General features: G+C 69.7%; 21 protein-coding genes. 15 read left to right on the top strand and 6 right to left on the bottom strand.

The genetic code is table 11. The features are described from left to right. Positions 1–68: 68 nt before the first annotated feature. From G4D83_RS25220 to G4D83_RS25245, 6 genes are all read right to left on the bottom strand, one after another. Positions 69–1,931, bottom strand: a complete 1,863-nt coding sequence (locus tag G4D83_RS25220; protein ID WP_163867384.1) for a serine/threonine-protein kinase — start codon at positions 1,929–1,931, stop codon at positions 69–71. Positions 1,932–1,956: 25 nt separating this feature from the next. Continuing rightward, positions 1,957–2,298, bottom strand: a complete 342-nt coding sequence (locus G4D83_RS25225; RefSeq protein WP_163867385.1) for a DUF971 domain-containing protein — start codon at positions 2,296–2,298, stop codon at positions 1,957–1,959. 70 nt (positions 2,299–2,368) lie between these two features. Beyond that, positions 2,369–4,075, bottom strand: a complete 1,707-nt coding sequence (locus G4D83_RS25230; protein WP_163867386.1) for an HD domain-containing phosphohydrolase — start codon at positions 4,073–4,075, stop codon at positions 2,369–2,371. 19 nt (positions 4,076–4,094) lie between these two features. Further along, positions 4,095–4,994, bottom strand: a complete 900-nt coding sequence (locus G4D83_RS25235) for a peptidoglycan-binding protein LysM (RefSeq protein WP_163867387.1) — start codon at positions 4,992–4,994, stop codon at positions 4,095–4,097. After that, entirely contained in the window at positions 4,991–5,440 is a 450-nt protein-coding gene (locus G4D83_RS25240) for a FecR domain-containing protein (RefSeq protein WP_176438020.1), read from the bottom strand. Before G4D83_RS25240 ends, G4D83_RS25235 begins: the two co-directional genes overlap by 4 nt. A 60-nt stretch (positions 5,441–5,500) precedes the next feature. Beyond that, positions 5,501–6,304: a carbon-nitrogen hydrolase family protein gene (locus G4D83_RS25245; RefSeq protein ID WP_163867389.1), complete on the bottom strand. Its 804-nt coding sequence runs from the start codon at positions 6,302–6,304 to the stop codon at positions 5,501–5,503. Between the two features lie 208 nt (positions 6,305–6,512). On the opposite strand from G4D83_RS25245, the gene G4D83_RS25250 reads away from it, so the two are divergent. The 15 genes from G4D83_RS25250 to purB all read left to right on the top strand — a co-directional run bounded on the left by G4D83_RS25250 (position 6,513) and on the right by purB (position 24,848). Next, positions 6,513–6,998 (top strand): ribosome maturation factor RimP, encoded by a 486-nt coding sequence (locus tag G4D83_RS25250; protein WP_163867390.1) that lies wholly within the window; start codon positions 6,513–6,515, stop codon positions 6,996–6,998. Positions 6,999–7,058: 60 nt separating this feature from the next. Further along, complete coding sequence (nusA, locus tag G4D83_RS25255; protein ID WP_163867391.1) at positions 7,059–8,759, top strand: transcription termination factor NusA; 1,701 nt, start codon at positions 7,059–7,061, stop codon at positions 8,757–8,759. A gap of 90 nt (positions 8,760–8,849) precedes the next feature. Continuing rightward, positions 8,850–9,068, top strand: a complete 219-nt coding sequence (locus tag G4D83_RS25260; protein ID WP_240356567.1) for a YlxR family protein — start codon at positions 8,850–8,852, stop codon at positions 9,066–9,068. Between the two features lie 137 nt (positions 9,069–9,205). After that, positions 9,206–12,391 (top strand): translation initiation factor IF-2, encoded by a 3,186-nt coding sequence (gene infB, locus G4D83_RS25265; RefSeq protein ID WP_163867393.1) that lies wholly within the window; start codon positions 9,206–9,208, stop codon positions 12,389–12,391. A 108-nt stretch (positions 12,392–12,499) separates the two neighbouring features. Continuing rightward, positions 12,500–13,108 (top strand): DUF503 domain-containing protein, encoded by a 609-nt coding sequence (locus tag G4D83_RS25270; RefSeq protein ID WP_163867394.1) that lies wholly within the window; start codon positions 12,500–12,502, stop codon positions 13,106–13,108. Beyond that, positions 13,105–13,464: a 30S ribosome-binding factor RbfA gene (rbfA, locus tag G4D83_RS25275; RefSeq protein ID WP_141644243.1), complete on the top strand. Its 360-nt coding sequence runs from the start codon at positions 13,105–13,107 to the stop codon at positions 13,462–13,464. The genes G4D83_RS25270 and rbfA overlap by 4 nt, the downstream gene beginning before the upstream one ends. Positions 13,465–13,496: 32 nt before the next feature. Next, complete coding sequence (gene truB / locus G4D83_RS25280) at positions 13,497–14,372, top strand: tRNA pseudouridine(55) synthase TruB (RefSeq protein ID WP_163867395.1); 876 nt, start codon at positions 13,497–13,499, stop codon at positions 14,370–14,372. Positions 14,373–14,580: 208 nt separating this feature from the next. After that, entirely contained in the window at positions 14,581–14,850 is a 270-nt protein-coding gene (rpsO, locus tag G4D83_RS25285; protein WP_141644273.1) for a 30S ribosomal protein S15, read from the top strand. A 378-nt stretch (positions 14,851–15,228) separates the two neighbouring features. Next, positions 15,229–17,397, top strand: a complete 2,169-nt coding sequence (pnp, locus tag G4D83_RS25290) for a polyribonucleotide nucleotidyltransferase (protein ID WP_163867396.1) — start codon at positions 15,229–15,231, stop codon at positions 17,395–17,397. Between the two features lie 163 nt (positions 17,398–17,560). Next, positions 17,561–18,367 (top strand): hypothetical protein, encoded by an 807-nt coding sequence (locus tag G4D83_RS25295; protein ID WP_163867397.1) that lies wholly within the window; start codon positions 17,561–17,563, stop codon positions 18,365–18,367. Between the two features lie 8 nt (positions 18,368–18,375). After that, positions 18,376–19,386 (top strand): M23 family metallopeptidase, encoded by a 1,011-nt coding sequence (locus G4D83_RS25300; protein ID WP_163867398.1) that lies wholly within the window; start codon positions 18,376–18,378, stop codon positions 19,384–19,386. Positions 19,387–19,530: 144 nt separating this feature from the next. Continuing rightward, positions 19,531–19,986 carry a dUTP diphosphatase gene (gene dut / locus G4D83_RS25305; RefSeq protein WP_163867399.1) on the top strand — a complete coding sequence of 152 codons (456 nt, stop codon included), beginning with the start codon at positions 19,531–19,533 and terminating at the stop codon, positions 19,984–19,986. A gap of 115 nt (positions 19,987–20,101) precedes the next feature. Next, positions 20,102–22,594 (top strand): protein kinase domain-containing protein, encoded by a 2,493-nt coding sequence (locus G4D83_RS25310; RefSeq protein WP_163867400.1) that lies wholly within the window; start codon positions 20,102–20,104, stop codon positions 22,592–22,594. Then, complete coding sequence (locus G4D83_RS25315; RefSeq protein WP_163867401.1) at positions 22,591–23,538, top strand: ABC transporter substrate-binding protein; 948 nt, start codon at positions 22,591–22,593, stop codon at positions 23,536–23,538. Before G4D83_RS25310 ends, G4D83_RS25315 begins: the two co-directional genes overlap by 4 nt. Then, positions 23,535–24,848 (top strand): adenylosuccinate lyase, encoded by a 1,314-nt coding sequence (gene purB, locus G4D83_RS25320; RefSeq protein WP_163867402.1) that lies wholly within the window; start codon positions 23,535–23,537, stop codon positions 24,846–24,848. The genes G4D83_RS25315 and purB overlap by 4 nt, the downstream gene beginning before the upstream one ends. Positions 24,849–24,867: the final 19 nt, after the last annotated feature.

The following is a 24,867-nucleotide window of genomic DNA, read 5'->3' on the forward strand; positions in this document are numbered from 1 at the left end:
CCGTGGCCTCGTGCGTGTCGCGTGCGTGAGCACGGAGCAACGCGCGAGGACCTCTGGGGGCACACGGGTCAGCGCTTTAGCTTCACTTCGAGCTGCGCCGCCTCGGCTCCCGGGAAGGTGCCCTTCCACGTGCGGTAGCCCTTGAGGCGCACCTGCACGGAGACAGGGCCCGCCGGATACACGTTGTCGAGCGCCAGCGGAGTCGTCCCCACGGGCTTGTCGTCCACGAGCACCGTCGCGCCCGACGGCTCGCTCATGAGCATGAGCACGGGCGCGGCCATGGGCCGATTCACGCTGGCCATCAGTCGCCCGGAGACCTGGTTGCGTTGAGGCCAGAGCCACACACTGCCGCCCACCGCCGCCGCGACACCCAGGAGCGCGATGATGCGTCGACCCCAGCGTCTCGGGACAGCAGAGGCGGGAATCGCATCGAAGGTGCTCTCGGGACGCGGAGCGCGCTCCTCCAGCTCCAGGGCCTCGGTACCAGCGCTGGTCACGCTCGGTGCGGAGGGCCTGCGCGCCGTGCTTTCGATGCTGTCGGCGATGGACTGGGTGGCGGACGCCGCCTCCATCGGCGGGGGGCGACGCGCGGCGACAGCGGGGGCACTGCCCTGCGGACCCGGTGGTGTCACCCCGAAGAGCCGCGTCTTCGGTGCGTGGGGCGCCCCGGAGGACGTCGAGGCACCGCTCCCGACGGGCGCGTCCTGGAACGAGGAGTCGTCCTCGAAAGAAGGAAACGCACCCGCCGCGAGGAACGGAGACGCATTCTCGTCCGATGCCGCGAAGGCCCCCGGAGCCGGAGGCGCGAGCCGCGCGGCGCAGACGGAGCAGGGCGCGCGAGGAGCGGGCAGTGGCGAGCCGCAGCGGATGCAACGGTGGATGAGCCGTCCACTCGAACTCAGCTCGATGCCCGCGAGCTCCGAGGGCTCGTCCATGCCTGGGGAGAAGGAGGCCGCCGCCGCCGAAGCGGGTGCCGGCGTGCCGCGTCCTTGCGATGTCGGGCCGCTCGCCGTCTCACCCTGTTCCTTCAGCGTGGGCGGCAGGGGGAGCGTCGTCAGGAACGCGGTGAGGGCATGCGCGCTCGCGGGTTCACCCGACTGGGCGAGCCACCGCGCCAGCACTTCAGCCACGGCTTCCGGCGAGGCGAAGCGAGCCTCGGGTGCGCGGGCCAGCATGCGCTGAACCACGGCGGCGAGGGGCGCGGGCACTTCTGGCGGCAGCGGCGAGACATCGCGTGAGGTGATGGCCACGGCGAGAGAGCCGGGCTGCATCGTGGACGCGAAGGGATGCGCGCCGGTGAGCAGCTCGTGGAAGACGATGCCCAGGGAGAACTGGTCGCTCAGCGCGGTGGCGGGAGCGCCCTGGAGGACCTCGGGGGCGCTGTAGGCCTCCTTGCCCTTGAAGAGTCCCGGCGCGGTGAAGGACGCACCGCTCAACAGCGCGATGCCGAAGTCCGTCACCTTCACCTCGCCCTCGCGGGACACGAGGATGTTGGACGGAGACACATCCCGGTGGGCCACGAGCAGCGGACGTCCCTCGTGGAGCTTGCGGTAGGCGTGGTGGAGGCCCGCGAGCGCCTGGAGCGTGATGAACGCGGCCAGGTGCGGAGGAAAAGGCTGACGCTGTTTCGCGGCCAGGCGCAGCAACACGCCCAAGTCCCAACCGTCCACCAGCTCCATCACCAGGAAGAGGCCCGAGGGACTCTCGCCCACGTCGAACACGGTGGCGATGTTCTGGTGCTGGAGCTGCGTGGCCAGCCGGGCCTCGGCCAGGAACATCCGTGCGATGTCGGGCTCCTGGGCCAGGTGCGGGAGGATGCGTTTGATTGCGACGGTGCGCTCGAAGCCCTCCGCGGCCCGGGCCACGCCGAGGAACAACTCCGCCATGCCTCCGGAGGCCAGGGGCCTGACGAGCCGATAGCGTTCGTTCATGGCGGGCTCTCCGGGGCGGCCGCCCTCAGGCGGTGGGGGACTGGGTGATGTCGCGCAGCAGCTTCCAGGGATAGATGCCGGTGGTGTGGCCGTCGCTGAAGGCGAAGGTCAGCGCGTAGTTGCCCACGGGGTGGACCTCCTTGACGCGCAGGTCCGCGGGCACCTTCGTCTGGTCCAGCGTGCGCTGATTCGTCCACTCGTCCACGCAGCCAGCGCAGGGGCAATGCTGGCGGAGCGCCTGGGCGGAGGCGCCCGTCTTCGCGCCGTCATCCCACGTCAGCTCCAGATGGGAGCCGTCGGCGGACAGGCGGGCGTCCGTCGCGGTGGCGGAGGGAGTCGAGGGCTTGATGCGGTCCCAGAAGCTCAACGTCGTACCTTTCGAAGTCGCAACAGCGATGCGCCCTCCCTAGCACCCTTCCGGGCGGCGGGCGCGCGCCTCACGAGGCCAGCTTGACGGGCAGCCGGTGGCCTTCCAGGCGCACGCCCTTCTTGGCAATCACCCGCCGCAAGGCCGCCACCACCTGCGGGTCCAGCTGCGCGCCGGTGAGGTTGTCGAGAATCTCCATCGCCTTCTCCAGCGGCATGGCCTTCTGGTACGGGCGCGTGGAGGTGCAGGCATCGAACGTGTCGGCGCACCCGACGATGCGGGCCAGCAGGGGGATGCCCTCGCCCTGGAGCTTGTCGGGATAGCCGTTGCCGTCCCACCGCTCGTGGTGATGGCGCACGCACGCGCGCACCGCGCCCAGGAAGCTCACCGGGCCGATGATGGCGTCGCCGATGGCCGGGTGCTCGCGCATGATGGCCATCTCCTGGTCCGTCAGCTTCGTCTGCTTGCAGAGGATGGACTCGACGATGCCAATCTTGCCGATGTCGTGGAGGATGCCGCCGTACTGGAGCTGGCGCAGCTCGCGCTCGGTGAGGTTCAGCTCGCGGCCAATCTCCACCGACAAGTCACCCACCCGCTGGCTGTGGCCGCGCGTGTACGCGTCCTTGGAGTCGATGGAGTTGGCCAGCGCGACGATGGTCTCCAGATAGCCCTTCTCCAGGCTCTCGTAGAGGCCGCGGTTCTCCATGTCGTACGCGAGCAACTGCTTGCTCATGTAGTTGAACGTCTGGGCCAGCTCGCCCACCTCGTTCTTCTGCGGAATCTTCACCTCCACGCCGAACTTCCCGCGCGCCAGCTCCAGGGCGCCGTCGGTGAAGACCTTGAGGGGGCGGGTGAGGTTGCGCGAGAAGAGGGCCGCCAGCACCAGCGCGACGAGGATGGCCGCGCCCAGGCCCATGAGGATGCGGCGCTCCATCGCCTCCACCTGTCGATAGGCGTGCACCACCGGCTGCTCGGAGACGATGGCCCAGCCTGTCTCGGGCAGCACCGTGTACGCGGCCACCACCGCGTCGCGGCCCTCGCCGAAGTTGCCGACGTGGAACAGCTCCGCGTCCGGAGTGCTGGCCAGCTGCCTCAGCAGGTGCGCCACCGGGCTGCGCTGGGAGACGTCCCCGCCCAGCGCCGCCACACCTCCTCCGCCGACGACGAGGTGCCCGCGGTTGTCGGACAGGTACGCGAAGCCGGTGCTGCCCACGCGCTCCTGCTCCAGCATCTGCCGCAGGCCCGCGAGCGACAGGTCAGCGGCGATGAAGCCCTTCACGGGCTCTCCCACGGGGAAGGCCAGCGTCAGCACCGGCCCACCGCTTCCCGTGGCCACCACGTCGGAGTAGCGCGGGCGCTCCATGCCTCCGTCGAGCAGTGCCCGGCCGCGCTCCTCGTGCGAGGCGAGCGCGGTGGGCGGCACGTCGTGACGCGAGAAGGCCTGGAGTCCGGGGAGGCGCTTGCCGTCCGGACCGAAGACGGTGATGGCCAGCACCTCGCGGCGCTGAGAGAGCACCGACGCCAGATGCGTCTGCTGCGCCTGCAGGGGCAGGGCGAAGAAGTTCGGCACGCGGGCCAGGCCCATGACGGCCTCGGTGGGCTCGCCGAGGAAGATTTCGGCCTTGAGCCGAAGCTGCTTCACCCGCTCCTGCGCCAGCTCCTGCGCGTCGCGCACCAGCAACTCGCGCGTGTGGGAGACGGACAGCCACCCCACCATCAGCGTGGGGACGATGCTGACGACGAGCATCAACAGGAGGATGGCTTTGAACAGACGCACGGGGCGGCTCCTCCAGGGCCTACTGCCACGGGCCCTTCTTGACGTTGATTGGGAGTCGCTCGGGGACGAGCTCGAACCGGCGGACCGCCGACGGCTCGGAACGACCCGCCCCGCCCACCGCGCGCACCGTCCACCAGTAACGTCCGGCGGCCAGCGCGGGCATCGTCACCTCGGGCGTCGTGGTCGTCTGCGTGACGACGGCCGCGCCTTCCAAATCCCGGGCGACCTCGACTTCATAACGCTCCACGCCGGGCACCGCCGCCCAGGTCAACTTCACCGGCCCCAGTTGCTTCTTCGCGTCCGCGCGTCGCTTCAGCACCGCGCCTTGTTTGGGCTGCTCGGGCTGGGGCACCGCCAGGGGCGGGGTGGGCGCGACGGGAGGCTGACCCTTCTCCACGAGGACGGTTTCGCCCGAGGCAACGGGCCGCGTGACGCCCTCGGCCTCCACGCGCACGGGGGGGCCGCGGGTGACGCTGACGGTGGTGGTGCCCGCATCCGGCTCCACGTGCACGCTGAAGGCGGAGGGGTGGGGGGCGCGTCCGGTGGAGACCAGCGTGCCGGCCGCGTTGGCCGCCTCGGACGCCTGCGCATAGCGCGCGGTGCGGAAGTAGACCTCGGCCTCGCCCAGGCGTGCCTCGGCTTCCGGGAGGGTTGCCTCGCCCTTCGCCTGGGCGACGAGGGTGCGCGCGGTCTCGAGCGCCTTGAGCGCCAGGGCCCGCTCCTGGCCCGGAAGCTTCAGCCGCGTGCCGGGGGCGACGGCATCCGAGGCCAGTCCATTGAGCGCGCGCAATTCGGCCGTGGCGCTCGCGTCACCGAAGACGCGCTCCGCCACTTCCCGCAGGGACTCCTGGGGGCCCACCACCGTGGTGTCCGGGGGGAACGCGCTCAACCATGCGAGCAGGAACAGGGCCGTCCTCATTGGAAGACAATCTCCCTTCCCGCCTGGATGGTGGCCGCGGGGGTATTCACTGAAAGCGACTGCGTGGAGGGGCGCTCCAGCTCCGCGTCGATGCGACCGCGCAGCACCGTCAGGTCCGTGCGGGGCCGGCCGGGCCTCGGCCGCGTTTCGGCGATGCCGATGAGCGAGTCGCCTCCCAGGTGCACCGTGCTCCCGTTGCCGCTGAAGACCAGGTCCGCGCCCGCGCCCGCCTCGGTGCGGACCTTGTCGTTCTCGAACAAGGGGACGTCATCACTGGCGATGCTCCACTCGTCTGCGGTGGCGCGTTTGATTTGGACGTTCCCCTTCAGCCCGCGCAGGTGCGCGCGAGGCGTGGGCGCCGGAGCGGAGGACGTCGTGGGCACGGCGGGCGCGTCCTCGGCGGTGCAGCCGAGCGGCGAAGCCAGGAGCGCGAGCGCGAGCAGCATGGGGAGCCAACGTCGACCATTCACGAGAAGGGGTCCGTCCGGAAATCAGCGTTCCCCAGGCTAATCCAATCGGCGGTGTCGCAGGCAGGGCAGGTCGCGACGGATGCGCGACTGGAGCTCCGGGTCCACCGGCGCGACGGCCAGGCCCTCGCCCTCCGAAGCCCTCGCCGTCACCAACCCCCACGGGTCCACCACCATGGCGTGGCCATATGTCTGCCGCTGGGCCGAGTGCCGGCCACCCTGGGCGGGCGCCAGCACGTACGCCTGGTTCTCAATCGCGCGCGCCCTCAGCAGCACCTCCCAGTGGTCCTTGCCGGTCATCAGGGTGAAGGCCGCGGGCACCGCCAGCAGCGTCGCCCCGTCCTTCGACAGCCGGCGGTACAGCTCTGGAAATCTCAAGTCGTAGCAGACCGAGAGCCCCAGCCGACCCACCTCCGTGTCCGCCGCCACGACTTCCGTCCCCGGCGCGACCGCCGCGGATTCCTGGTAGGTCGCACCATCCCCCACCTCCACGTCGAACAGGTGCATCTTCCGGTAGACGGCCCGCCGCTCGCCGTCCGGGCCGAACAGCACGCTGGTGTTGTAGAGCCGCCCTCCGGGGGCGCCGGTCTCCAGGACGCTGCCAGCCAGGAGCGTCACCTTCCGCTCGCGCGCCAGCTCCGCCATCCGGGACAGGGTGGGACCGTCCAGGCCCTCCGCCGCGCCCTGGCGCTCCGGCTCGGGCCCCATCCACGAGAAGTTCTCTGGCAGTCCCACCAGGCGGGCGCCCAGGTCAGAGGCGCGCCGGACGAGCCGGGTGGCGACTTCCACGTTGAAGGCCTTGTCCGCGGTGGACACCATCTGGGCGGCTGCGATGAGGTGCATGGGCGCGTTATAACGCCCGTCCGGCGCTCGGAACCCCTGGGAATTCCTTGCCCTGTTGGGCAGGTTTCACGGGACCCGAGAGGGAGCGTCCTTCCTTTACACCCCGCTGGGGCGTGTGTTACGGACGCGCCGACATTTTTCGATGTGCATCTCGAAAAGTGGGCCCCTGTGCCCGCTTTTCGCGTTTTTGGAGACTGGTTTCCCGGTTATGTCGGAGAAGAACCTCAAGCAGACGGTGGAGGAACGGGCCATTTCGGTGCTCGAACCCCTCGTTGCGGGCGAGGGCCTGGAGCTCGTGGACCTGGAGTTCGTCCGGGAGCGCGAGGGCTGGGTGTTGCGGCTCTTCATCGACAAGCCAGGGGGACGGGTGGGACTGGACGAGTGCAGTCAGGTGTCCCGCGCGGTGGACCCGGTGCTGGACGTGGAGGATTTCATCCCCCACGAGTACAGCCTGGAGGTCTCCAGCCCCGGGGTGGACCGGCCGTTGAGGAAGCCGGACCACTTCGAGCGAGTCCAAGGTCAGAAGGTGAAGGTGAAGACGTTCGGGCCGGTGGGCGAGCCGCCGCGCAAGAGCTTCACTGGCACGCTGACCGGGGTGGCGGGCGACGGTATCTCGGTGGAGGTGGAAGGCGCCGGAACCTTTCACATCCTCTTCAAGGATATCGCCAAGGCGAACCTGGAGTTCGAGTTCTAGACGTCGACATACAGGGCACCCTGCCGCGCGGGGGGCCCGTGGCCCATTCAGGAGAAGACCATGCCTACGCAGCAAGCCAACCCGAACGTCAATCTCAACCTCGTCCTGGACCAGGTCGCCAAGGACAAGGGCATCGACCGGGCTGTGCTGATTGCCACCCTCGAGGACGCGATGAAGACCGCGGCCAAGAAGCACTTTGGCCAGGACCGCAACCTCGAGGCGAAGTACGACGCGGACAAGGGCGTGGTGGAGCTGTTCCAGGCCATCGTCGTGGTCGACGAAATCACCGACCCGGTTCAGGCGGTCAATCAGATCATCCTCGCGGAGGCCCACAAGAAGGGCATGGAAGTGGAGCCCGGTGACGAGCTCGTCTTCCAGATCTTCTACCGGGACGAGGACGCCAACGAGGCCAAGGCCCAGGACGACCAGTACGGCGACATCCTCCGGCTGAAGACCTTCCGCCGCGGCTTCGGCCGCATCGCCGCGCAGACGGCCAAGCAGGTCATCCTGCAGCGCACGCGGGACGCGGAGCGCGAGAACGTCTTCAACGAGTACAAGGACCGCAAGAACGAGATCGTCACCGGCATCGCCCGCCGGTTCGAGCGCGGCAACATCATCGTGGACCTGGGCCGCGCGGAGGCCGTGCTGCCGGTGCGCGAGCAGGTTCCCCGTGAGACCTACCGTCCGGGCGACCGCGTCCAGGCCTACGTGCTGGACGTGCTGCGCGAGTCCAAGGGCCCGCAGATCGTCCTCAGCCGCGCCTCGGTCAACCTGCTCACCAAGCTGTTCGAGATGGAGGTGCCCGAAATCGCCGAGGGCATCGTCGTCATCGAGGCCGCCGCGCGCGAGCCGGGTGGCCGCGCGAAGATCGCCGTCTCCAGCCGGGACTCGGACGTGGACCCGGTGGGCGCGTGCGTGGGCATGAAGGGCAGCCGCGTGCAGGCGGTGGTGCAGGAGCTGCGCGGAGAGAAGATCGACATCGTCCCGTACGACGAGGACCCGGCCCGCTTCGTGTGCTCGGCGCTGGCGCCCGCGGAGGTCAGCCGCGTCATCATCGACGAGTCGAACCACGCCATGGAGCTCATCGTCCCGGACGACCAGCTCAGCCTGGCCATCGGCCGGCGCGGCCAGAACGTGCGCCTGGCGGCCCAGCTGACGGGCTGGAAGCTGGACATCAACAGCGAGAGCCGCGTGCGCGAGATGCGCGAGTTCGCCGGCCGTTCGCTGGGCTCGCTGACGGGCGTCAACGAGATGCTGGTGGAGACGCTCTACGCCCACGGCTTCCGGCAGGCCCGGGACGTGGCCGAGGCCAACGCGGAGATGCTGGCGCAGATCCCCGGCGTGGACCCCGCCCGGGTCCCCACCATGCAGGAGGAAGCCCGGAAGCGCATGGATTATGATCAGGCGGAGCTGTCCCGCATGGATTATGAAAGGGAGCAGGCCCGCCTGGCCGAGGCGCGCCGCCACCCCGACGAACTGTCCCAGGCCGAGCGCATGGCCCGTGTGCGCGGCGTTGGCGAGAAGACCATCGAACAGCTCATGGCGTCCGGCTACCGCACGGTGGAGGACATCGCCAACGAGAAGGACCTGGCGAAGCTGGGCGATGTTCCGGGCGTGGGCATCAAGAAGGCGCGCCAGCTCAAGAGCGCGGCGGAGAACTACCTCGTGGAGGAGGCCAAGCTGCGCACGGAACTCAACGCCGAGCGCGGGATTACGACGGCGACCCTGGACGGTGGCGCGGAAGCCACCAAGTCGCCGTAAGCTGGTAGGAAGAAGAGGAGAGGGGACGTGGGGCGCCCAGAAGGTCGCTCGGTACCAGCGGAGCAGAGCGCGCGGTCAGTCCCGGTCCGGATGTGCGTCGGATGCGGGTCCAAGCGACCGCAGGCGGAGCTCACCCGGTTCGTGATAGGGCCTGGGGGTGCCATCGTGGTGGACAGGGAGCGGCTGCTGCCCGGAAGGGGCGCCTACCTGTGCGGTGTCGGTTGTATGACGGCAGCGTTGAAGCGGAAGGCGTTTGGTCGGGCTTTTCGCGGGAAGGCGGGGTTGGTAGACCCGTCACAGCTCGGGTAGGCATAGGAGCCTGCGCCATGAGGGCGGAGGGGTGTTGGGGGGGAGTGGGTGTTAAGGACCACTCGCACACATTTTCGGGTTTGAGCTAGGGTGCTGCGCCCCGGAGTCGCCGGGTGCGGCAGGCCAACAAGGGCAATATGTCGAAGAAGCGCGTCCACGAAATCGCCAAGGAGCTCAAGGGCCACGGCATTGAGCTCGACAACAAGGAGGTCGTAACGGAGCTGTCCGCGCTCGGTTACGACGTCAAGAGCCATTCGTCTTCCCTCGATGACGACCAGGCGACCGCCGCCGTCCAGAAGATTTTGGACAAGCGCAAGCCGAAGCAGGCAGCGCCTCCCGTGACGGCGAAGGGGTTCGTGGTGCGCCGCAAGGTGGGCCCGCCCGCGGGCTCCGCCGAAGCGGGCATGGAGTCGCAGTCCCACGACTCCAATGACCACTACGATTCCGGACCTGTCGAGTCCGCTCATCACCCCGCCCTGGAGGCTTCCCCGCCTCCCGAGGAGGCGCCCCGCGCCGTGGAGCCCCCGCCCGTCTCTGTCGAGACGGCTCCGGCCCCCACCGTGGAGGAGTCTCCCGCCGTCAGCGCCGCGCCCGCGGCTCCGACGGCTCCCCCGGTGACCGAGCAGCAGCCCGCTCAGGTCGCCACGCCTCCGGTTGCCACGGAGGCTCCCAAGGCCCCGGTCGAGGCGCCTCGCGCCCCCGCCGCTCCCCCTGCTGCCGTCGCGCAGCAACGTTCCCCTTCTCAGGAGAGTACCCACTTGCCCCAACCCCCTCCGCGCTCGCCGGTTCCGCCGACTGTCCGGACGTCTTCCCCGCCGTCTTCGTCCGCGACCGTCGTGTCTCGGGGCCCCGCGCCGGGCTATGGGCAGCGGAGCGGTCCCCCGGGCGGTGGTCGTCCGGGTGGCCCGGGTGGTCCTGGCGGACGTCCCGGTGGTCCGGGCGGTCCGGGTGGGCGTCCCGGTGGTCCGGGCGGTCCGGGTGGGCGTCCCGGTGGTCCGGGCGGTCCGGGTGGGCGTCCCGGTGGTCCGGGCGGTCGTCCCAGCTATCCGACGTACCAGAGCCAGAGCGCGCGTCCCGGCCAGGGGCCGGTGCGTCCCAGCTCCGCTCCTGGAGCGCAGGGCGTGGCCGGTGGTGCTCCCGCGCCGCAGGGTCCCACCATCATGGTGGGCGGCGTTCCTCACGCCCAGGTGTCTCCGACGGGTGGTCAGGCGCGTCCCACGGCCACGCAGGCCGTCGTCATCTCGCGCCCGCTCATCCAGGTGCGCCGCGTCACCCCCACGGCCGGCCAGGCGAAGCAGTACCCCATGGCGCCGGGTCGCGCGGGCATCCCCGAGCGCCGTGAGTACAAGGTGGTTCCGGACCATCTGGGCCGGGGCCGCGAGCTGGTGGACGTCTCCAAGAACAAGGAGCGGGGCCAGCGCAAGCGCACCAGTGGCGATACGACCAGCGTGTCCAAGCAGGAACTGACGGACATGGTCTGGGGCCGCGTCACCATCCCCATCCGTGGCAAGAAGAAGAAGCCCACGAAGAAGGGCGCCAAGACGCAGATCACCCAGATGGCCGAGGAGAAGAAGGTCATCAAGCTGCAGGAGGGCATCTCGGTGTCCGACCTGGGCCAGCGCATGGGTATCCGCAGCGCGGAGCTCATCAAGAAGCTGATGGCGCAGGGGAAGATGGCCACGGCCAACCAGCTGGTGGACGCCGACACGGCGGAGACCATCGCCGCCGACTACGGCTGGAAGATCGAGCGCGTGGGCTTCGAGGTGGAGGACTACCTGCCCGAGGTGGAGGCCCGTCCCGAGGACGAGCGTCCTCGTCCGCCGGTCGTCACCATCATGGGCCACGTCGACCACGGCAAGACGAGCTTGCTGGACGCCATCCGCAGCGCCAATGTGGCGTCGGGCGAGGCGGGCGGCATCACCCAGCACATCGGCGCGTACAGCATCACCACCGCGCGGGGTGACGTCACCTTCCTGGATACACCGGGCCACGAGGCCTTCACGTCCATGCGCGCCCGCGGCGCCAACGTGACGGACATCGTGGTGCTGGTGGTGGCCGCCGACGACGGCGTGATGCCGCAGACGGTGGAGGCCATCAAGCACGCGAAGGCGGCGGAAGTCCCCATCGTCGTCGCCATCAACAAGATGGACGTGCCCGGCGCCAACCCGGACCGCGTGAAGAAGGACCTGGCCGCCCACGAGCTCGTCCCGGAAGAGTGGGGCGGCGACACCATCATGGTTCCCGTCTCGGCCAAGACGAAGCAGAACCTGGACCTGCTGCTGGAGAACCTGGCGCTGCAGGCCGAGGTCCTCGAGCTCACGTCCAACCCGAACCGCCCGTCGGTCGGCGCCATCATCGAGGCCAAGCTGGACCGCGGCCGTGGCCCGGTCGCCACGGTGCTGGTGCAGGAAGGCACGCTCAAGCTGGGCGACGCCGTCGTCACCGGCTCGCACTACGGCCGGGTCCGCGCGATGAACAACAGCCGCGGCGAGATGGTGAAGGAAGTCAAGCCGGGCTACTGCGCGGAGGTCATCGGCCTGTCCGGTGTCCCCAGCGCGGGTGACGCCATCAACGTGGTGGCGGACGAGAAGGCGGCCAAGCAGATCGCCGAGCACCGCAACATGAAGGAGCGGCAGACCGAGCTCGGCAAGGTCAGCCGTGAGTCCCTGGAGCAGCTGTTCGCCAAGACGAAGGCGGGCGGCGGTCCCAAGGAACTGCGCGTCGTCATCAAGGCGGACGTGCAGGGCTCGGCCGAGGCCGTCAAGCAGGCCGTCCAGAAGCTCTCCACCCACAAGGTCAAGGTGGAGGTCGTCCACTCCGGTGTGGGCGCCATCACCGAGGGCGACGTGATGCGGGCGGCCGCCTCCAAGGGCGTGGTGCTCGGCTTCAACGTCCACCCGGAGTCGGGTGCGGAGGCCGCGGCCAAGGCTCAGGAAGTCAACCTGCAGAGCTACACCATCATCTACGAGCTCATCGACGGGGTGCGCTTGGAGATGGAGGGCCTGCTGGAGCCCATCCGCACGGAGAAGAAGCTGGGCCGCGCGGAGGTCCGCAGCACCTTCAACGTTCCTCGCCTGGGCACCATCGCCGGCGCGGCGGTGTTGGACGGTGTGATGAAGCGAGGCGCCATCGTTCGCCTCATCCGCGAGAACAAGCAGCTGTTCGCCGGGAAGATGGCGTCGCTGCGGCGCTTCAAGGACGACGTCAAGGAGGTCGCTCAGGGCTTCGAGTGCGGTATCGGCATCGAGAACTTCAACGACCTCAAGGCCGGCGACATCATCGAGGCCTACGAGATCGAAGAGACCCGGCAGAGCCTCACCTAGTCTTCGGCCGCGTGTCCTCTCGCCCCCGGGAAGGCCCCACCTTCCCGGGGAGGTTTCGCCCTGGGGGCCTCGCGCAGTCGCCAGGTCCCCCGGGGTCGGGGGATTGGCATGTTCGTAGGTGTCGCACGTCTCACCCTCCAGATTCCGGACAGCGGGTCGCTGAAGTCCAAGCGACAGGTGTTGCGCCGGGTGACGGACCGGGTGAAGGCTCGCTTCAACGTGGCCGTGGCCGAGGTGGACGACCAGGACCTCTGGCAGAAGGCCTCGCTCGCCCTCTCGGTGGTGGGAAATGACCGCCGCCACGTGGACGAGCAACTGGAGAAGGTCATCCACTTCATCGAGGAGATGTACGTCGCCCCGCTGATGTCGCGGGAGACGGAGATCTTCGCCTTTGGAGATCAGCTCTTCGCCGCCGGCGGTACGGCGGGTGCCGGGGCCGAGCAGTCCGCCCTGGACGACGAGGACGAAGCACCGCTGTCGCCGGAAGCGGCGGCGGCCCAGTCGGAGGCGGCCATTGCTCGCTTCCTGCGGGGCGAGCGGGCCTCCCTGGCGGAGGCCGAGGGGTTGGGTGAGTGGGAGCGCCGTCATGACGGCGACAACGACGGCGACCCCGGTACGGGCCGCCCGTCACCGTCGGGCGGTGGACGGATGACGCTGGACGAGGCGCGGGTTCGAGCCCGCTCCCTGCGCAACCCGCGAGACTGGGAGAAGAAATGACGACGCATTCCCGACCCGAGCGAGTGGGGCAGGAAATCCAGGTGGCCATCGGCGACCTGCTGACCCGGGGCGAGCTGAGAGACCCGCGCATCGGCTACATCACGATTACCGGGGTGAAGGTCTCCCCGGACCTCCGCGTGGCCCGTGTCTTCTACTCGATGATTGGCACGGCCGAGGAACGCTCGGACACGCAGAAGGGGCTGGAGGCGGCCAAGGGCTTCGTGCGCCGCCACGTGACGTCCGCCGTCAACCTGCGCGTCTCGCCGGAGATCTTCTTCTCGTTCGACGAGTCCGTGGGCGAGGGGGACAAGATCGACCGTCTGCTTCGCGAGGTCCGGAGCAAGGAAGGCTGGTAGTTCCAGCCCCGGGCCCACAAGATTGGCGCGACATGGACGGCGTCCTCGTCATCGATAAGCCCTCTGGCCCCACGTCCTTCGACGTGGTGCGACAGGTGCGCTCGCTGTTGAGAATCAAGAAGGTGGGTCATACGGGGACGTTGGACCCCATGGCCACCGGAGTGCTGCCCCTGTGTCTGGGAGAGGCCACCAAGGTGGCCGGCTTCATCACCGAGGGCGACAAGGCCTACGACGCCACGGTGCGCCTGGGCGCGGAGACGGACACCCAGGACGCACAGGGGCAGGTGACGGCGCGTGGGGAGGTGCCCGCGCTGACGCCCGCACTCCTGGAGGCCGCGCTGGCGCGCTTCCGAGGAAGCTTCGACCAGGTGCCGCCCATGTATTCGGCGGTGAAGGTGGCTGGGAAGCGACTGTACGAGCTGGCCCGCGCTGGCGAGGAAGTGGAGCGCGCCGCCCGTCACGTGACGGTGTACGAGCTGGTGCTGCGGGACTTCTCCGCGGACCGCCTCCACCTGTCCGTGCGCTGCTCCAAGGGGTTCTTCGTTCGCACCCTGGCCTTCGACCTGGGTCGGGTGTTGGGCTGCGGGGCCCACCTGGAGGCGCTGCGGCGCACGGCCAGTGGTCCCTTCGTGCTGGCTCGGGCGCTGCCGCTCGCGGACGTGCCGGCCCTGTTGAAGGACGGGACGCTGGCCTCGCGGCTGGTGCCCATCGCCGAGGCCCTGGTCGACCTGCCCGAGGTGCGGGTGGGGGCGGAAGACGCCAAGCGGGTGTCCCACGGCGTGCCGGTGGAGGTGGCTCCCTCCTCGTTGCGTCCGGGCCGGCTGCGCGTGACGGGCCCGGACGGGGCACTGCTGGCGGTGGCGGAGGGCGTGGGTGGACGGCTGCGCTACCTGCGAGTGCTCGTCTAGGCCCGGCTGCCCCCCGGCTGTGCGTCTTCACACGCTCCACCTCTCGTGAGGCGCACGGGCAGGCGTCCAAGGTTGACCCTGGGTAGGGTGAAGCTTATAAGCCCCCCGCTCGTTAGAAGTGGAGCATGAGACCCGGTCTGTACCCCTCCGCGGACCTGGGCGACTCAAGTGGAATCACTCCGGAGCGGGGTACGAAGGACAGAATCACATGTCGCTGCATCAGGAGCGCAAGTCGGAGTTGGTGACGAAGTTCAGGACCCACGAGACGGACACCGGGTCCCCTGAAGTGCAGGTGGCGCTGCTGTCCGAGCGCATCAACCAGCTCACCGAGCACTTCAAGACGCACAAGAAGGACCACCACTCCCGCCGCGGTCTGCTGAAGCTGGTCGGTCAGCGTCGCCGGCTTCTGGACTACCTGAAGTCGAAGGACGTCACCCGCTACAAGAAGCTCATCGAGAGCCTCGGCATCCGCAAGTAGGCATCTCGGTAGGACCCGGGGCGCTGGTTCAACCAGCGCCCCGCGCGTTTCAGACGCAGGGAATTGGCAGCGCGAAGAGCAGTTGAGAAGCGGTGGGTGGTGGCGGGCAAGGGAGTGGTGCCGACGGAGGTTTTGGTTTCCGTTCGGACCGGCTGACACGGTGTCGGCCGGTGCGATCAGGGATCAAAAGTTCCGAGACATCCCTCCGGCGCTCCGCAAGCGCCCTTCCGCAGTACAGGCTGGCGGTTGCCTGTCATGTGCCTGTTTCGGGCCTTGGCGACCGCTCATACACCCCGAGGGCCCTCCCGGGGTGCCAGGTCCCTTGCGGGCCAGGTGCGTGCGGTGGGGTCCTCGCCCGAAGAATACCGAGGCAAGGACATGCTGAAGAAGAGCGTCAAGATTGGCGAGAGCGAGCTGAGCATTGAAGTGGGTCGTCTGGCCAAGCAGGCGGATGGCTCCGTGGTGGTGCGCTACGGCGACACCATGCTGCTCGTGACGGCGGTGAGCGCGCGCGAGAAGAAGGACATCGACTTCCTGCCGCTGACGGTGGAGTACCAGGAGAAGCTGTACTCGGCGGGCCGCATCCCCGGCAGCTACTTCAAGCGCGAGGGCCGGCTGACGGAGAAGGAGACGCTGGCCTCCCGCGTGGTGGACCGCTCCCTGCGTCCCCTGTTCCCGGAAGGCTACGCGTACGAGACGCAGGTCATCGCCAGCGTCATCTCCGCGGACCCGGAGAACGAGGGCGACGTGCACGGCATCACCGGCGCCTCCGCGGCGCTGTGGGTGTCGGACATCCCGTTCGACGGTCCCCTCGCAGGCATTCGCGTGGGCCGCGTGGGCGGTCAGCTGGTGGCCAACCCCACCGCGAAGCAGCGTGAGCAGAGCGACCTCGACCTGGTCATGGCGGTCAGCCGCAAGGCCATCGTCATGGTGGAAGGCGGCGCGGAAGAGGTGTCCGAGGCGGACATGGTCGCCGCGCTGGACTTCGGCTTCCAGGCCGCCCAGCCCGCGCTGGACCTGCAGGACGAGCTGCGCCGCGAGCTGAACAAGCAGGTCCGCTCGTTCGACAAGCCGGCCACCGTGGACGAGGGCCTGCGCTCCAAGGTGCGCGAGCTGGCGATGGACGGCATCAAGGCCGGCTACGCCATCAAGGAGAAGGGCGCCCGCTACGATTCGCTCTCCAAGACGAAGAAGGAGACCATCGCGAAGCTCAAGGAGCAGCTCGCGGAGGCCTACTCCCCGCTGGTGGAGAAGCACGCCAAGCAGGTGGTGGAAGACCTCAAGTACGAGCACATGCGCGAGATGACGGTCAACGGCGGCCGCATCGGCGACCGCGGTCACGACGTGGTTCGCTCGATTACGAACGAAGTGGGCGTGCTCCCGCGCACCCACGGCAGCGCCGTGTTCACCCGCGGCGAGACGCAGGCGCTCGTGGTGGCCACGCTGGGCACCAGCGATGACGAGCAGCGGCTGGAGATGCTGGGAGGCATGTCCTTCAAGCGCTTCATGCTGCACTACAACTTCCCCCCGTTCAGCGTGAACGAGACCAAGCCGCTGCGCGGCCCGGGCCGTCGTGAAATCGGCCACGGAGCGCTGGCGGAGCGCGCGCTGCGCAACATGGTGCCGAAGAGCGAGTCCTTCCCGTACACGGTTCGCCTCGTGTCGGACATCCTCGAGTCCAACGGCTCCTCCTCCATGGCCTCCGTGTGCGGTGGCACGCTGGCGCTGATGGACGCGGGTGTCCCCATCAAGTCGCCGGTGGCCGGCATCGCCATGGGCCTGGTGAAGGAGGGCGAGAAGATCGCCATCCTGTCCGACATCCTCGGTGACGAGGACCACCTGGGCGACATGGACTTCAAGGTGTGCGGCACCAGCAAGGGCATCACCTCCATCCAGATGGACATCAAGATCACCGGCCTCACCACGGAGATCATGAGCCGCGCGCTGGAGCAGGCGCGTCAGGGCCGCATCCACATCCTGGGCGAGATGCTCAAGACGCTGGCGCAGCCCCGCAAGGAAATCAGCCAGTACGCGCCCCGCATCACCACCATCCAGATTCGCCCCGAGTTCATCAAGAACGTCATCGGGCCGGGCGGCAAGGTCATCAAGGACATCATCGCTCGCACGGGCGCGGCGATTAACATCGAGGACTCCGGCCGGGTGGACATCGCCAGCGCGAACGGCGAGGCCGTGAAGGCCGCCATCGCGATGATTCAGGCGCTGACCCGCGAGGCGGAAATCGGGAAGATCTACACGGGCACCGTGCGGAAGATCGCCGAGTTCGGCGCCTTCGTGGAGCTGTTCCCGGGCACCGACGGCCTCATCCACATCTCCGAGCTGTCCGACAAGCGCGTCAAGAGCGTCTCCGACGTGCTGAGGGAGGGCGACGAGGTGCTGGTGAAGGTGGTCAGCATCGACAAGACGGGCAAGATTCGCCTGTCGCGCAAGGAGGCGATGGCGGAGCGCGCGGCGACCCAGCAGGGTGCCGCTGACGCTGTCGCCGCACAGCCGGCCCCCGAGGCCACCCAGCCCGACGCGAAGGCCTGATTGACGCCTCGCGTCCGAGCCTCCTCGTGAGGCTCGGAGTCGTGCCAACGCCCCCTTCCGCCACCGCGCGGGAGGGGGTGTTTTCGTTTGGGACGGCACTGGCTTAGACCTGGGGGTGGGGGCCGTGCGTTGGAGGCACGAGCCCCGCCTTCCGGAGGCCCCGTTGCCGCCCCGTCCGCCGTCCGCCACGCCACAGCCTTCCACCGGCTTCATCACCGACGTCTCGCGTCTGCTGGGCTCCTTCCGGTGGGCCTTCATGCCCCTGGGCCTTCTCGCCCTGGTGGCGGTGGGCGTGCACGCGGCGGCGGACACGCTGGACGACCGGCTGGTGGCGGTGGTGGACCGCGTGGACGCGGCCTTCGATGGCCTGGTGGGGCGCTACGACGTGACGGCGCCCATGGTGGAGTGGGTGTCGCTGGAGCTGCGCACGCGCATCGCTCGCATCCTGGCGCTGACCTGGGAGCTGGCCGCGGACCTGGTGCTGGCGCTGCCGGCCCTGGGCTACCGCGAGGCGAAGTCGGCCGCGGTGAAGCCCGCCGAGTCGTGGCGCGCGGCGCTGGAGGGCCCGGCGGAGATGCCCTCATGGCGCGCGCTGTGGCGACGCTGTCTGCGCCAGCCCACGCCCATGCGCTGGCTCCGGCCCCTGTCCACCGCCGCGGTGGTGGTGGCCGGCGCGTGCACGGTGGCGAAGCTGATGCAGGGCACGGTGTACCTGTCGTGGCGTGAGCTGATGGGGGACCAGGTCTCGGACTGGGTCGCCAGGGGCCTGGCGCTGGGGGCACTGGTGGGCGTGCTGGCCACGCTCGGGTGGCGCGCGGTGCTGCGCAACCTCCAGCACGCGGACGCGGCCTGCGCTCAGGAGCGCGGCAGACGGGCCTTCACCCGGGGCCTCTTGGGATGCGCGGTGGTGGTGCCCCTGGCACTGGCCGCCGTGCTGGACGCCACTCCACTCCTCTCCTTCCTGCGCTGAGGACCGCCATGTTCGCGAGCCGCGCCAGGGGACTGCTGGACTTCTGCATGGCGGTGCTGTGCGTGTGGACGGCGTACCACCACACGCCCGCGGGCGCGCTGGTGCGCAAGGCCTCCGCCTGGGCCTTCTCCACGAAGAGCACCGCAAGGCCGTTGCTGGCGTACTACGATGGCATGACGGGCACCTCGCTCGCCGCGCCCATGCTGGCGCCCGAGGTGTCCCTGGTGCGGCCGCTGACGGATGCGGAGTCGCTGGCCTGGGGCACGCACCTCGCCTTGAAGGGCCTGGATGCGCGTGCGCGGGAGCCCTCCGCGGCGCTGGCCCAGGAACTGGGGATTCCCCTGGACCGGCTGTTGGACCCCGTGGAGGGGCCCATCGCCGCGCGCAGGCTCCACGCCGCGCTGGAGGGAGACTTCCCTCGAGAGGAGGCTCGACTCACGGCCCTCTTCGTCGGCCGCGTCCCCGCGCGCTACGCCCAGGAACGCGTGGTGGCCGAAGGCGGCGTGCCGACGCTGGAGGCGCTCAACCGGCAGCTTCCTCCCGGCTTCGAGACGGCCTCGGTGGGCGCGGCTCAGGCGCTGGCGTTGTCCACCGCCTTCGGGCTCGCGTGGCCCGTGTCTGAGAGCGCGCGGGTGTCGAGCCCGTTCGGCGAGCGGTACCACCCCGTGCTGGGCATGCGGCGGATGCACACGGGCGTGGACCTGAGCGTGCCCACGGGGACGGCGGTGTCGGCCGTGGCGGAGGGCGTGGTGCGGCGTGCGAGCGAGGACGCGGTGAATGGCCGCGTCCTGGTGCTGGACCATGGCCGGGGCGTGACGACGGCGTACTGCCACAACTCGGAGCTGCTGGTGCGGGTGGGGGAGCGGGTGACGCGCGGGCAGCTCATCTCTCGCTCTGGCAACACCGGTCGCTCCACGGGGCCTCATCTCCACTATCAGTTGGAGCTGGCCTCCCGACCCATGGACCCGCTCAAGTTCCGCGCCTCCGTTCGAGCTGTGTCCCACGACAGCGCACCCTGAGCGGCCGGCTCCCGACGCCGGGCTTCGAGGCTGGAGCGCGTTCCAGCGCCTCTCGGCTTCCCTGGGCTGTCGTCGTTTTCGCGGACAACCCGTGACGTCGGCGCGCGAACTGGAGACGGGGCAGGGCTGTGGTACATCCGCGCCATGGCCTCGTCCCTCATCGTGCAGGTGCGCCGCGTGCGTGCCCATCCGGAGCCCTTGCCGCTTCCCCGCTACGAGACGGAGCTCGCCGCCGGGCTGGATTTGAGAGCGGATATCGAAGGGGAGCAGGTGCTCGCGCCGCTGGCGAGGCTGGCGGTGCCCACGGGCCTCGCGCTGGGGTTGCCCCCAGGGTACGAGGGGCAGGTGCGGCCTCGCTCGGGGCTGGCGCTGCGCCACGGAATCACCCTGCTCAACTCACCTGGGACGGTGGATGCGGACTACCGGGGGGAGGTGCAGGTCATCCTCGTCAACCTCTCCAGCGAACCCTTCACGCTGCGTCGGGGCGACCGGGTGGCGCAACTGGTGGTGGCGCCGGTGACGTCCGCCAGGCTGGAAGAGGTCGACGTCCTCGACGTCACGTCACGGGGGGGGAACGGCTTCGGTTCCACCGGCCGTTAGCAAAGGGAAGCCGACGGCATCGTTCCTTGATGACAGGGGAGCGTGCAGAATATGAGGCCGGACCGCATCCCCCGCTCGCGGTCCGCCTTCGACCGGCCCCAGGAGTCCGACTGCTTTGCTCTGCTACCGCTGCGGCAGCCACGTCCCCGAGACGACCGACACCTGTCCCACCTGCGGGATGAAGTACGACGCGGCCGCGCGACAATCGGCCGGTGTCGTCCGCAAGCGTGGCCTGGAAGGCGCCCCCTACAAGGCGGGGGACGTCGTCGCTGGTCGCTACGCCATCCAAGAGGTGGTGGGCTCCGGCCCCATGGGCTTCGTCTTCCGCGCCCAGGACGAGGAGATCGACGTCGAGGTCGCCCTGAAGACGGTGCACCCGCGCCTCGTCCAGCAGCCCGAGGAGCGCACCCAGTTCGCGTTCTCCATGCGGGTGGGCAAGAAGCTCAACCACCCCAACCTGCTGCGCGTCTACGAAGAAGGGCTCGACGGTGAGCGCCCCTTCTTCACCATGCAGTTGCTGGAGGGCATGACGCTGCGGCGGATGATGGAGCAGCGCGCCTCGCGCGGGCAGCTCTTCTCGCTCAAGGACGTGGAGCCCCTGCTGGCGCAGATGGCGGCGGCGCTGGACGCGGCCCATCGCTTCGGTCCGCACTCCGACCTCAAGCCGGAGAACGTCATCGTCCTGCCGGACCTGCTGAAGGTGACGGACTACGGGCTCGGGCTCGCCGTGCCGCAGCTTCCCTTCGTCCAGGCGCAGAAGGGGCACCGCGCGGATGTCTACGTCGCTCCCGAGTATGTCGCGGGCGGTGAGCTGGACACGCGGATGGACGTGTACTCGCTGGGCGTGGTGATGGGGGAGATGCTCACGGGACTGGTGCCGTCCGACGGCGTGGTGCCCGGCCTCACGTCGCTGCACCCGGACCTGCCCACGTCCTTCGAGGCGCTCTACCGGCGCGCGCTCAACATCAACCCGCTGGCCCGGCCAAAGACGGCGGGCGAGCTGCACGCGGAGTTCGCCAGCATCCTCGCGCGTGCCCCCGCGGCGGTCGCCACGCACGTGCGCTCGGTGCCTCCGCCCGTGGGCTCGGCGCAGGCGGCCGCGGTGCGGATGTCCGCGCGTCCACCGCCTCCGGTGCCCACGGACATGATGCCCGTCCCCACCGGCATCGTGACGTCGCCGAAGCCCGCCGCGCACGTCGAGGAGGAGCCTCCTCCGCCGGACGCGACGCAGCCGCTCGACGCGGCGACGCTGGCCGCCATCATCGGCGCGAACCCTGGCTCGTCCCAGCACCTCACCGAGCAGGCGCTGCCATTCATCACCGCGTCCGCCGCGCGGGCCGCCATGGACGCTCCGCAGAGCGGGCGCTCCGCTTCCGAGTCGTCGCAGGGTGGACGCTCCGCCAGGGGCGCCGCCGAGCCCGCTCACGGTGGGCGCCTGCCTCCCGAGCCTGTCGCCGCCCGGGGTGGCGCGCCCGCGCCGCGTCCCTCGGGTCCGGCGCCCGCCGCCCCGCCGCGCCCGTCGCCCAAGGCCAAGGGACTAGACTCGGCGGGACAAGAGCCCGCTCCTTCCGATTCAGGGCCGCGGTCGGCGCGCGGGCTGGAGTCCTCCCCCGCGTCCTCCGGGCCGCGCCCCCTGGCACGCACGCTGGACGCCGCGCCCGCCGTGCCGGTGCCGGCCATCCGCACGGCGCGCACGCTGGAGTCCTCTCCGGCGCTGTCGGGTCCTCGCACGGTGGACTCGCCCATCACCTCGGCGGCGCGCTCGGCGCCGCGCATCGCTCCCACCCAGCGGTCCACGCGTCCGTCGAAGTCCTCGTCCTCGCGTCGCCGCTCGGCGTTCATCTGGATGGTGGTGCTGACGGTGGGAGGGCTCACGCTGGGCGCCGGTGGCGGTTACCTGCTCTTGCGCCACCTGCGGTCGACCCAGCGGACCGCGCCGGTGGTTCCCCTGGGAGGGCCGTCCGCTCGCCCGGTGGTGCCGGAAGCCAATGCTCCTCCGCTCGTCGCGCTGGCGGGAGAGTGCCCGGAGGGAATGCGACTGGTGAGCGGTGGGTCTTTCCGACGTGGAAGGGCCCGGGACGACAGCGAGGCGCAGGTGGATGAGCCCGAGTACGAGAACATCCAGGTGGGCTCTTTCTGCGTGGATGAGTTCGAGTACTCGGGCTCGAGGAAGAAGGGCGGCGCCCCTCGGGTGGAAGTGACCTGGGAGCAGGCGCGAGGGCTGTGTGAGGCCGCGGAGAAGCGGCTCTGCACGGCCGATGAGTGGGAGAAGGCATGCAAGGGACCGGGCAACGCGCGCTACGCCTACGGCGACGAGTACGTTCCGGGCATGTGCAACACGAAGGTCTCCATGCAGGAGACCCCTCCCGCGGTCGCTCCCTCGGGGGCCTTCTCTCAATGCGTGTCACGGGGTTACGGCGTGTCGGACCTCTCCGGAAACGTGGCGGAGTGGACGAGCACCGTGATTCCCAATCGGGGCGCCGTGCAGAAGGGCGGCTCGTTCAACGACCCGCAGCTCGCATCGAGGTGCAGCGCGAGGGTCTTCAGCGCTCGGGAGAAGACCTCGCTCTCCGTGGGCTTCCGTTGCTGCGCGAGCGTGAAGCCATGAGCTGGCGGGCCCTCGCGCTCCTGCTCTTGCTGGTGGTGCCAGGGGCCGCGGGGGCTCAAGGCGCCGCCCGTCCGCGCGTGGTGGCGGTGAAGTCCGCCAACCTGGCGCCCTATGCCTCCGTCATCGCCGGCTTCGCCGCGGAGGCCCGCGCGGAGGTGCAGGAGATGACGCTGGACGAGAGTCCCGCCACCGCCGCGCGCATCTTCAAGAAGCTGGCGGCCCAGAAGCCCGCGCTGGTGCTGGCGCTCGGGCCACTGGCCGCCAACGCCGCGCGCCGCTCGCTGGGCGAGGACGTGCCCGTCCTCTTCGCAATGGTGCCGTACTTCGAGAAGTACGGCCTGGAGGGCCCCAACGTCACCGGCATCTCCCTCACCAGTGACTTGGGCCCGGAGCTGGAGGCGCTGCTCGCGGTGGCGCCCAAGACCCGACGCGTGGGCATGGTGCATGACCCGCGCTTCTCCGCCGGCACGGTGACGCAGGCGCAGACGTCCGCCGGGTCCCGGAGCCTGTCCATCCTCCCGCTGGAGGTGGACTCGCCCGGCAAGGTGGGCAAGGTGCTGGAGGGCGCCGCTGGCCGCGTGGACGCGCTGCTGATGGTGGCGGACAAGACGGTGGGCAACGCCGCCGTGGTGCAGGAACTCATCGCCTTCGCGCAGTCGAAGCGGCTGCCGCTGGTGGCGCTCACGCCGAGCCAGGTGAAGGAGGGCGCGTCGCTGGCGCTGTCCCCCAGCCCCATGGCCATTGGCCTGCAAGCGGGCCGGCTGGCCAACCGCATCATCCACGAGAAGGTCGACCCGGGCGCGCTGGCGGTGGCGCAGCCGGAGGGGTTGGACCTGTCCATCAATCTCACCACCGCCCGGAAGTTGGGCCCGTCCTCCGAGTCCGTGCTGGAGCTGCTCCGGTTCGCGGCGCGGAAGGACTTTGCCGTGAAGGTCTACGAGTGATTCCCCGATACAGCCGACAGGAGATGTCCAACCTCTGGAACGACGTGGCCCGCTTGCGCCGGTGGCGCGACGTGGAGCTCGCCGCGCTGGAGGGCATGGTGGAGGCGGGACTGGCCCCGCGAGAGGCGCTGGAGGACTGCCTCCAGAAGGCCGGAGACTTCACGCTCGAGGACGCCGCGCGCATCGACGAAATCGAGCGCACCACCAAGCACGACGTCATCGCCTTCCTCACCTTCATGGAGGAGCGCGTGGGCCCCAGCGCGCGCTGGCTGCACCTGGGCATGACGTCCTCGGACGTGCTGGACACGTCCCTGGCGATGACGCTGCGCGACGCCGTGGACCTCATCCTCCAGGATTTGGAGCGGGTGATGGCGGCGGTGGAGAAGCGCGCCTTCGAGCACAAGCACACGCTCCAGATGGGCCGCAGCCACGGCATCCACGCGGAGCCGGTGACGTTCGGCCACAAGCTGGCCATCTGGTACGACGAGCTCCGCCGTGCTCGCACGCGGCTCCTGCACGCGCGGGAGACCATCGCCACGGGCATGATTTCCGGCGCGGTGGGAACCTTCGCGCACCTGCCTCCGGCCGTGGAGGAGCACGTCTGCAAGAAGCTGGGCCTGAAGGCCGCGCCCGCCTCCAGTCAGGTGGTGCAGCGTGACAGGCACGCGGAGTACTTCACCTCGCTGGCGCTGCTGGGCTCCAGCATCGAGAAGTTCGCGGTGGAGATCCGCCATCTGCAGCGCACCGAGGTGCGCGAGGTGGAGGAGCCCTTCACCGCCGGGCAGAAGGGCTCCAGCGCGATGCCGCACAAGCGCAACCCCATCCTCTCGGAGAACCTCACGGGCCTGGCGCGCCTGTTGCGCGGCTACGCGGTGAGCGCCATGGAGGACGTGGCGCTGTGGCACGAGCGGGACATCTCCCACTCCTCCGTGGAGCGCGTCATCGGCCCGGACGCCACCATCCTCGCGGACTTCATGCTGATGCGCTTCGCCCGGCTGATGGAGGACCTGCGCGTCTACCCGGAGCAGATGAAGAAGAACCTGGACCTGCTCGGCGGCGTGGTGAACTCGCAGCGGCTCCTGCTGGAGCTGGCGCGCAAGGGCATGGACCGACAGGCCGCCTACGTCATCGTCCAGCGCAACGCGATGAAGCTCTACGAGGAGGGCGTGGACTTCCGGCAGGCGCTGCTCGCGGACGAGGACCTGCGCAAGATGATGACGCCCGAGGAGATCAACGACTGCTTCTCCCCGGGCTACCACACGCGGCACATGGACGACGTCTTCCGCCGCGTCTTCGGCCGGAGCGAGTAGCGCCCCGCCGTCCCGCTGG

It is taken from the genome of Myxococcus eversor, assembly GCF_010894455.1.
Lineage (GTDB): Bacteria > Myxococcota > Myxococcia > Myxococcales > Myxococcaceae > Myxococcus > Myxococcus eversor.

Bases quoted from the DNA above. Each gene is read 5' to 3' on its own strand.
- G4D83_RS25220 (WP_163867384.1), bottom strand. From the start codon at position 1,931: ATGAACGAACGCTATCGGCTCGTCAGGCCCCTGGCCTCCGGAGGCATG.
- G4D83_RS25235 (WP_163867387.1), bottom strand. From the start codon at position 4,994: ATGAGGACGGCCCTGTTCCTGCTCGCATGGTTGAGCGCGTTCCCCCCG.
- G4D83_RS25240 (WP_176438020.1), bottom strand. From the start codon at position 5,440: ATGCTGCTCGCGCTCGCGCTCCTGGCTTCGCCGCTCGGCTGCACCGCC.
- G4D83_RS25245 (WP_163867389.1), bottom strand. From the start codon at position 6,304: ATGCACCTCATCGCAGCCGCCCAGATGGTGTCCACCGCGGACAAGGCC.
- G4D83_RS25250 (WP_163867390.1), top strand. From the start codon at position 6,513: ATGTCGGAGAAGAACCTCAAGCAGACGGTGGAGGAACGGGCCATTTCG.
- nusA (WP_163867391.1), top strand. From the start codon at position 7,059: ATGCCTACGCAGCAAGCCAACCCGAACGTCAATCTCAACCTCGTCCTG.
- G4D83_RS25260 (WP_240356567.1), top strand. From the start codon at position 8,850: ATGTGCGTCGGATGCGGGTCCAAGCGACCGCAGGCGGAGCTCACCCGG.
- infB (WP_163867393.1), top strand. From the start codon at position 9,206: ATGTCGAAGAAGCGCGTCCACGAAATCGCCAAGGAGCTCAAGGGCCAC.
- G4D83_RS25270 (WP_163867394.1), top strand. From the start codon at position 12,500: ATGTTCGTAGGTGTCGCACGTCTCACCCTCCAGATTCCGGACAGCGGG.
- rbfA (WP_141644243.1), top strand. From the start codon at position 13,105: ATGACGACGCATTCCCGACCCGAGCGAGTGGGGCAGGAAATCCAGGTG.
- truB (WP_163867395.1), top strand. From the start codon at position 13,497: ATGGACGGCGTCCTCGTCATCGATAAGCCCTCTGGCCCCACGTCCTTC.
- rpsO (WP_141644273.1), top strand. From the start codon at position 14,581: ATGTCGCTGCATCAGGAGCGCAAGTCGGAGTTGGTGACGAAGTTCAGG.
- pnp (WP_163867396.1), top strand. From the start codon at position 15,229: ATGCTGAAGAAGAGCGTCAAGATTGGCGAGAGCGAGCTGAGCATTGAA.
- G4D83_RS25300 (WP_163867398.1), top strand. From the start codon at position 18,376: ATGTTCGCGAGCCGCGCCAGGGGACTGCTGGACTTCTGCATGGCGGTG.
- dut (WP_163867399.1), top strand. From the start codon at position 19,531: ATGGCCTCGTCCCTCATCGTGCAGGTGCGCCGCGTGCGTGCCCATCCG.
- G4D83_RS25315 (WP_163867401.1), top strand. From the start codon at position 22,591: ATGAGCTGGCGGGCCCTCGCGCTCCTGCTCTTGCTGGTGGTGCCAGGG.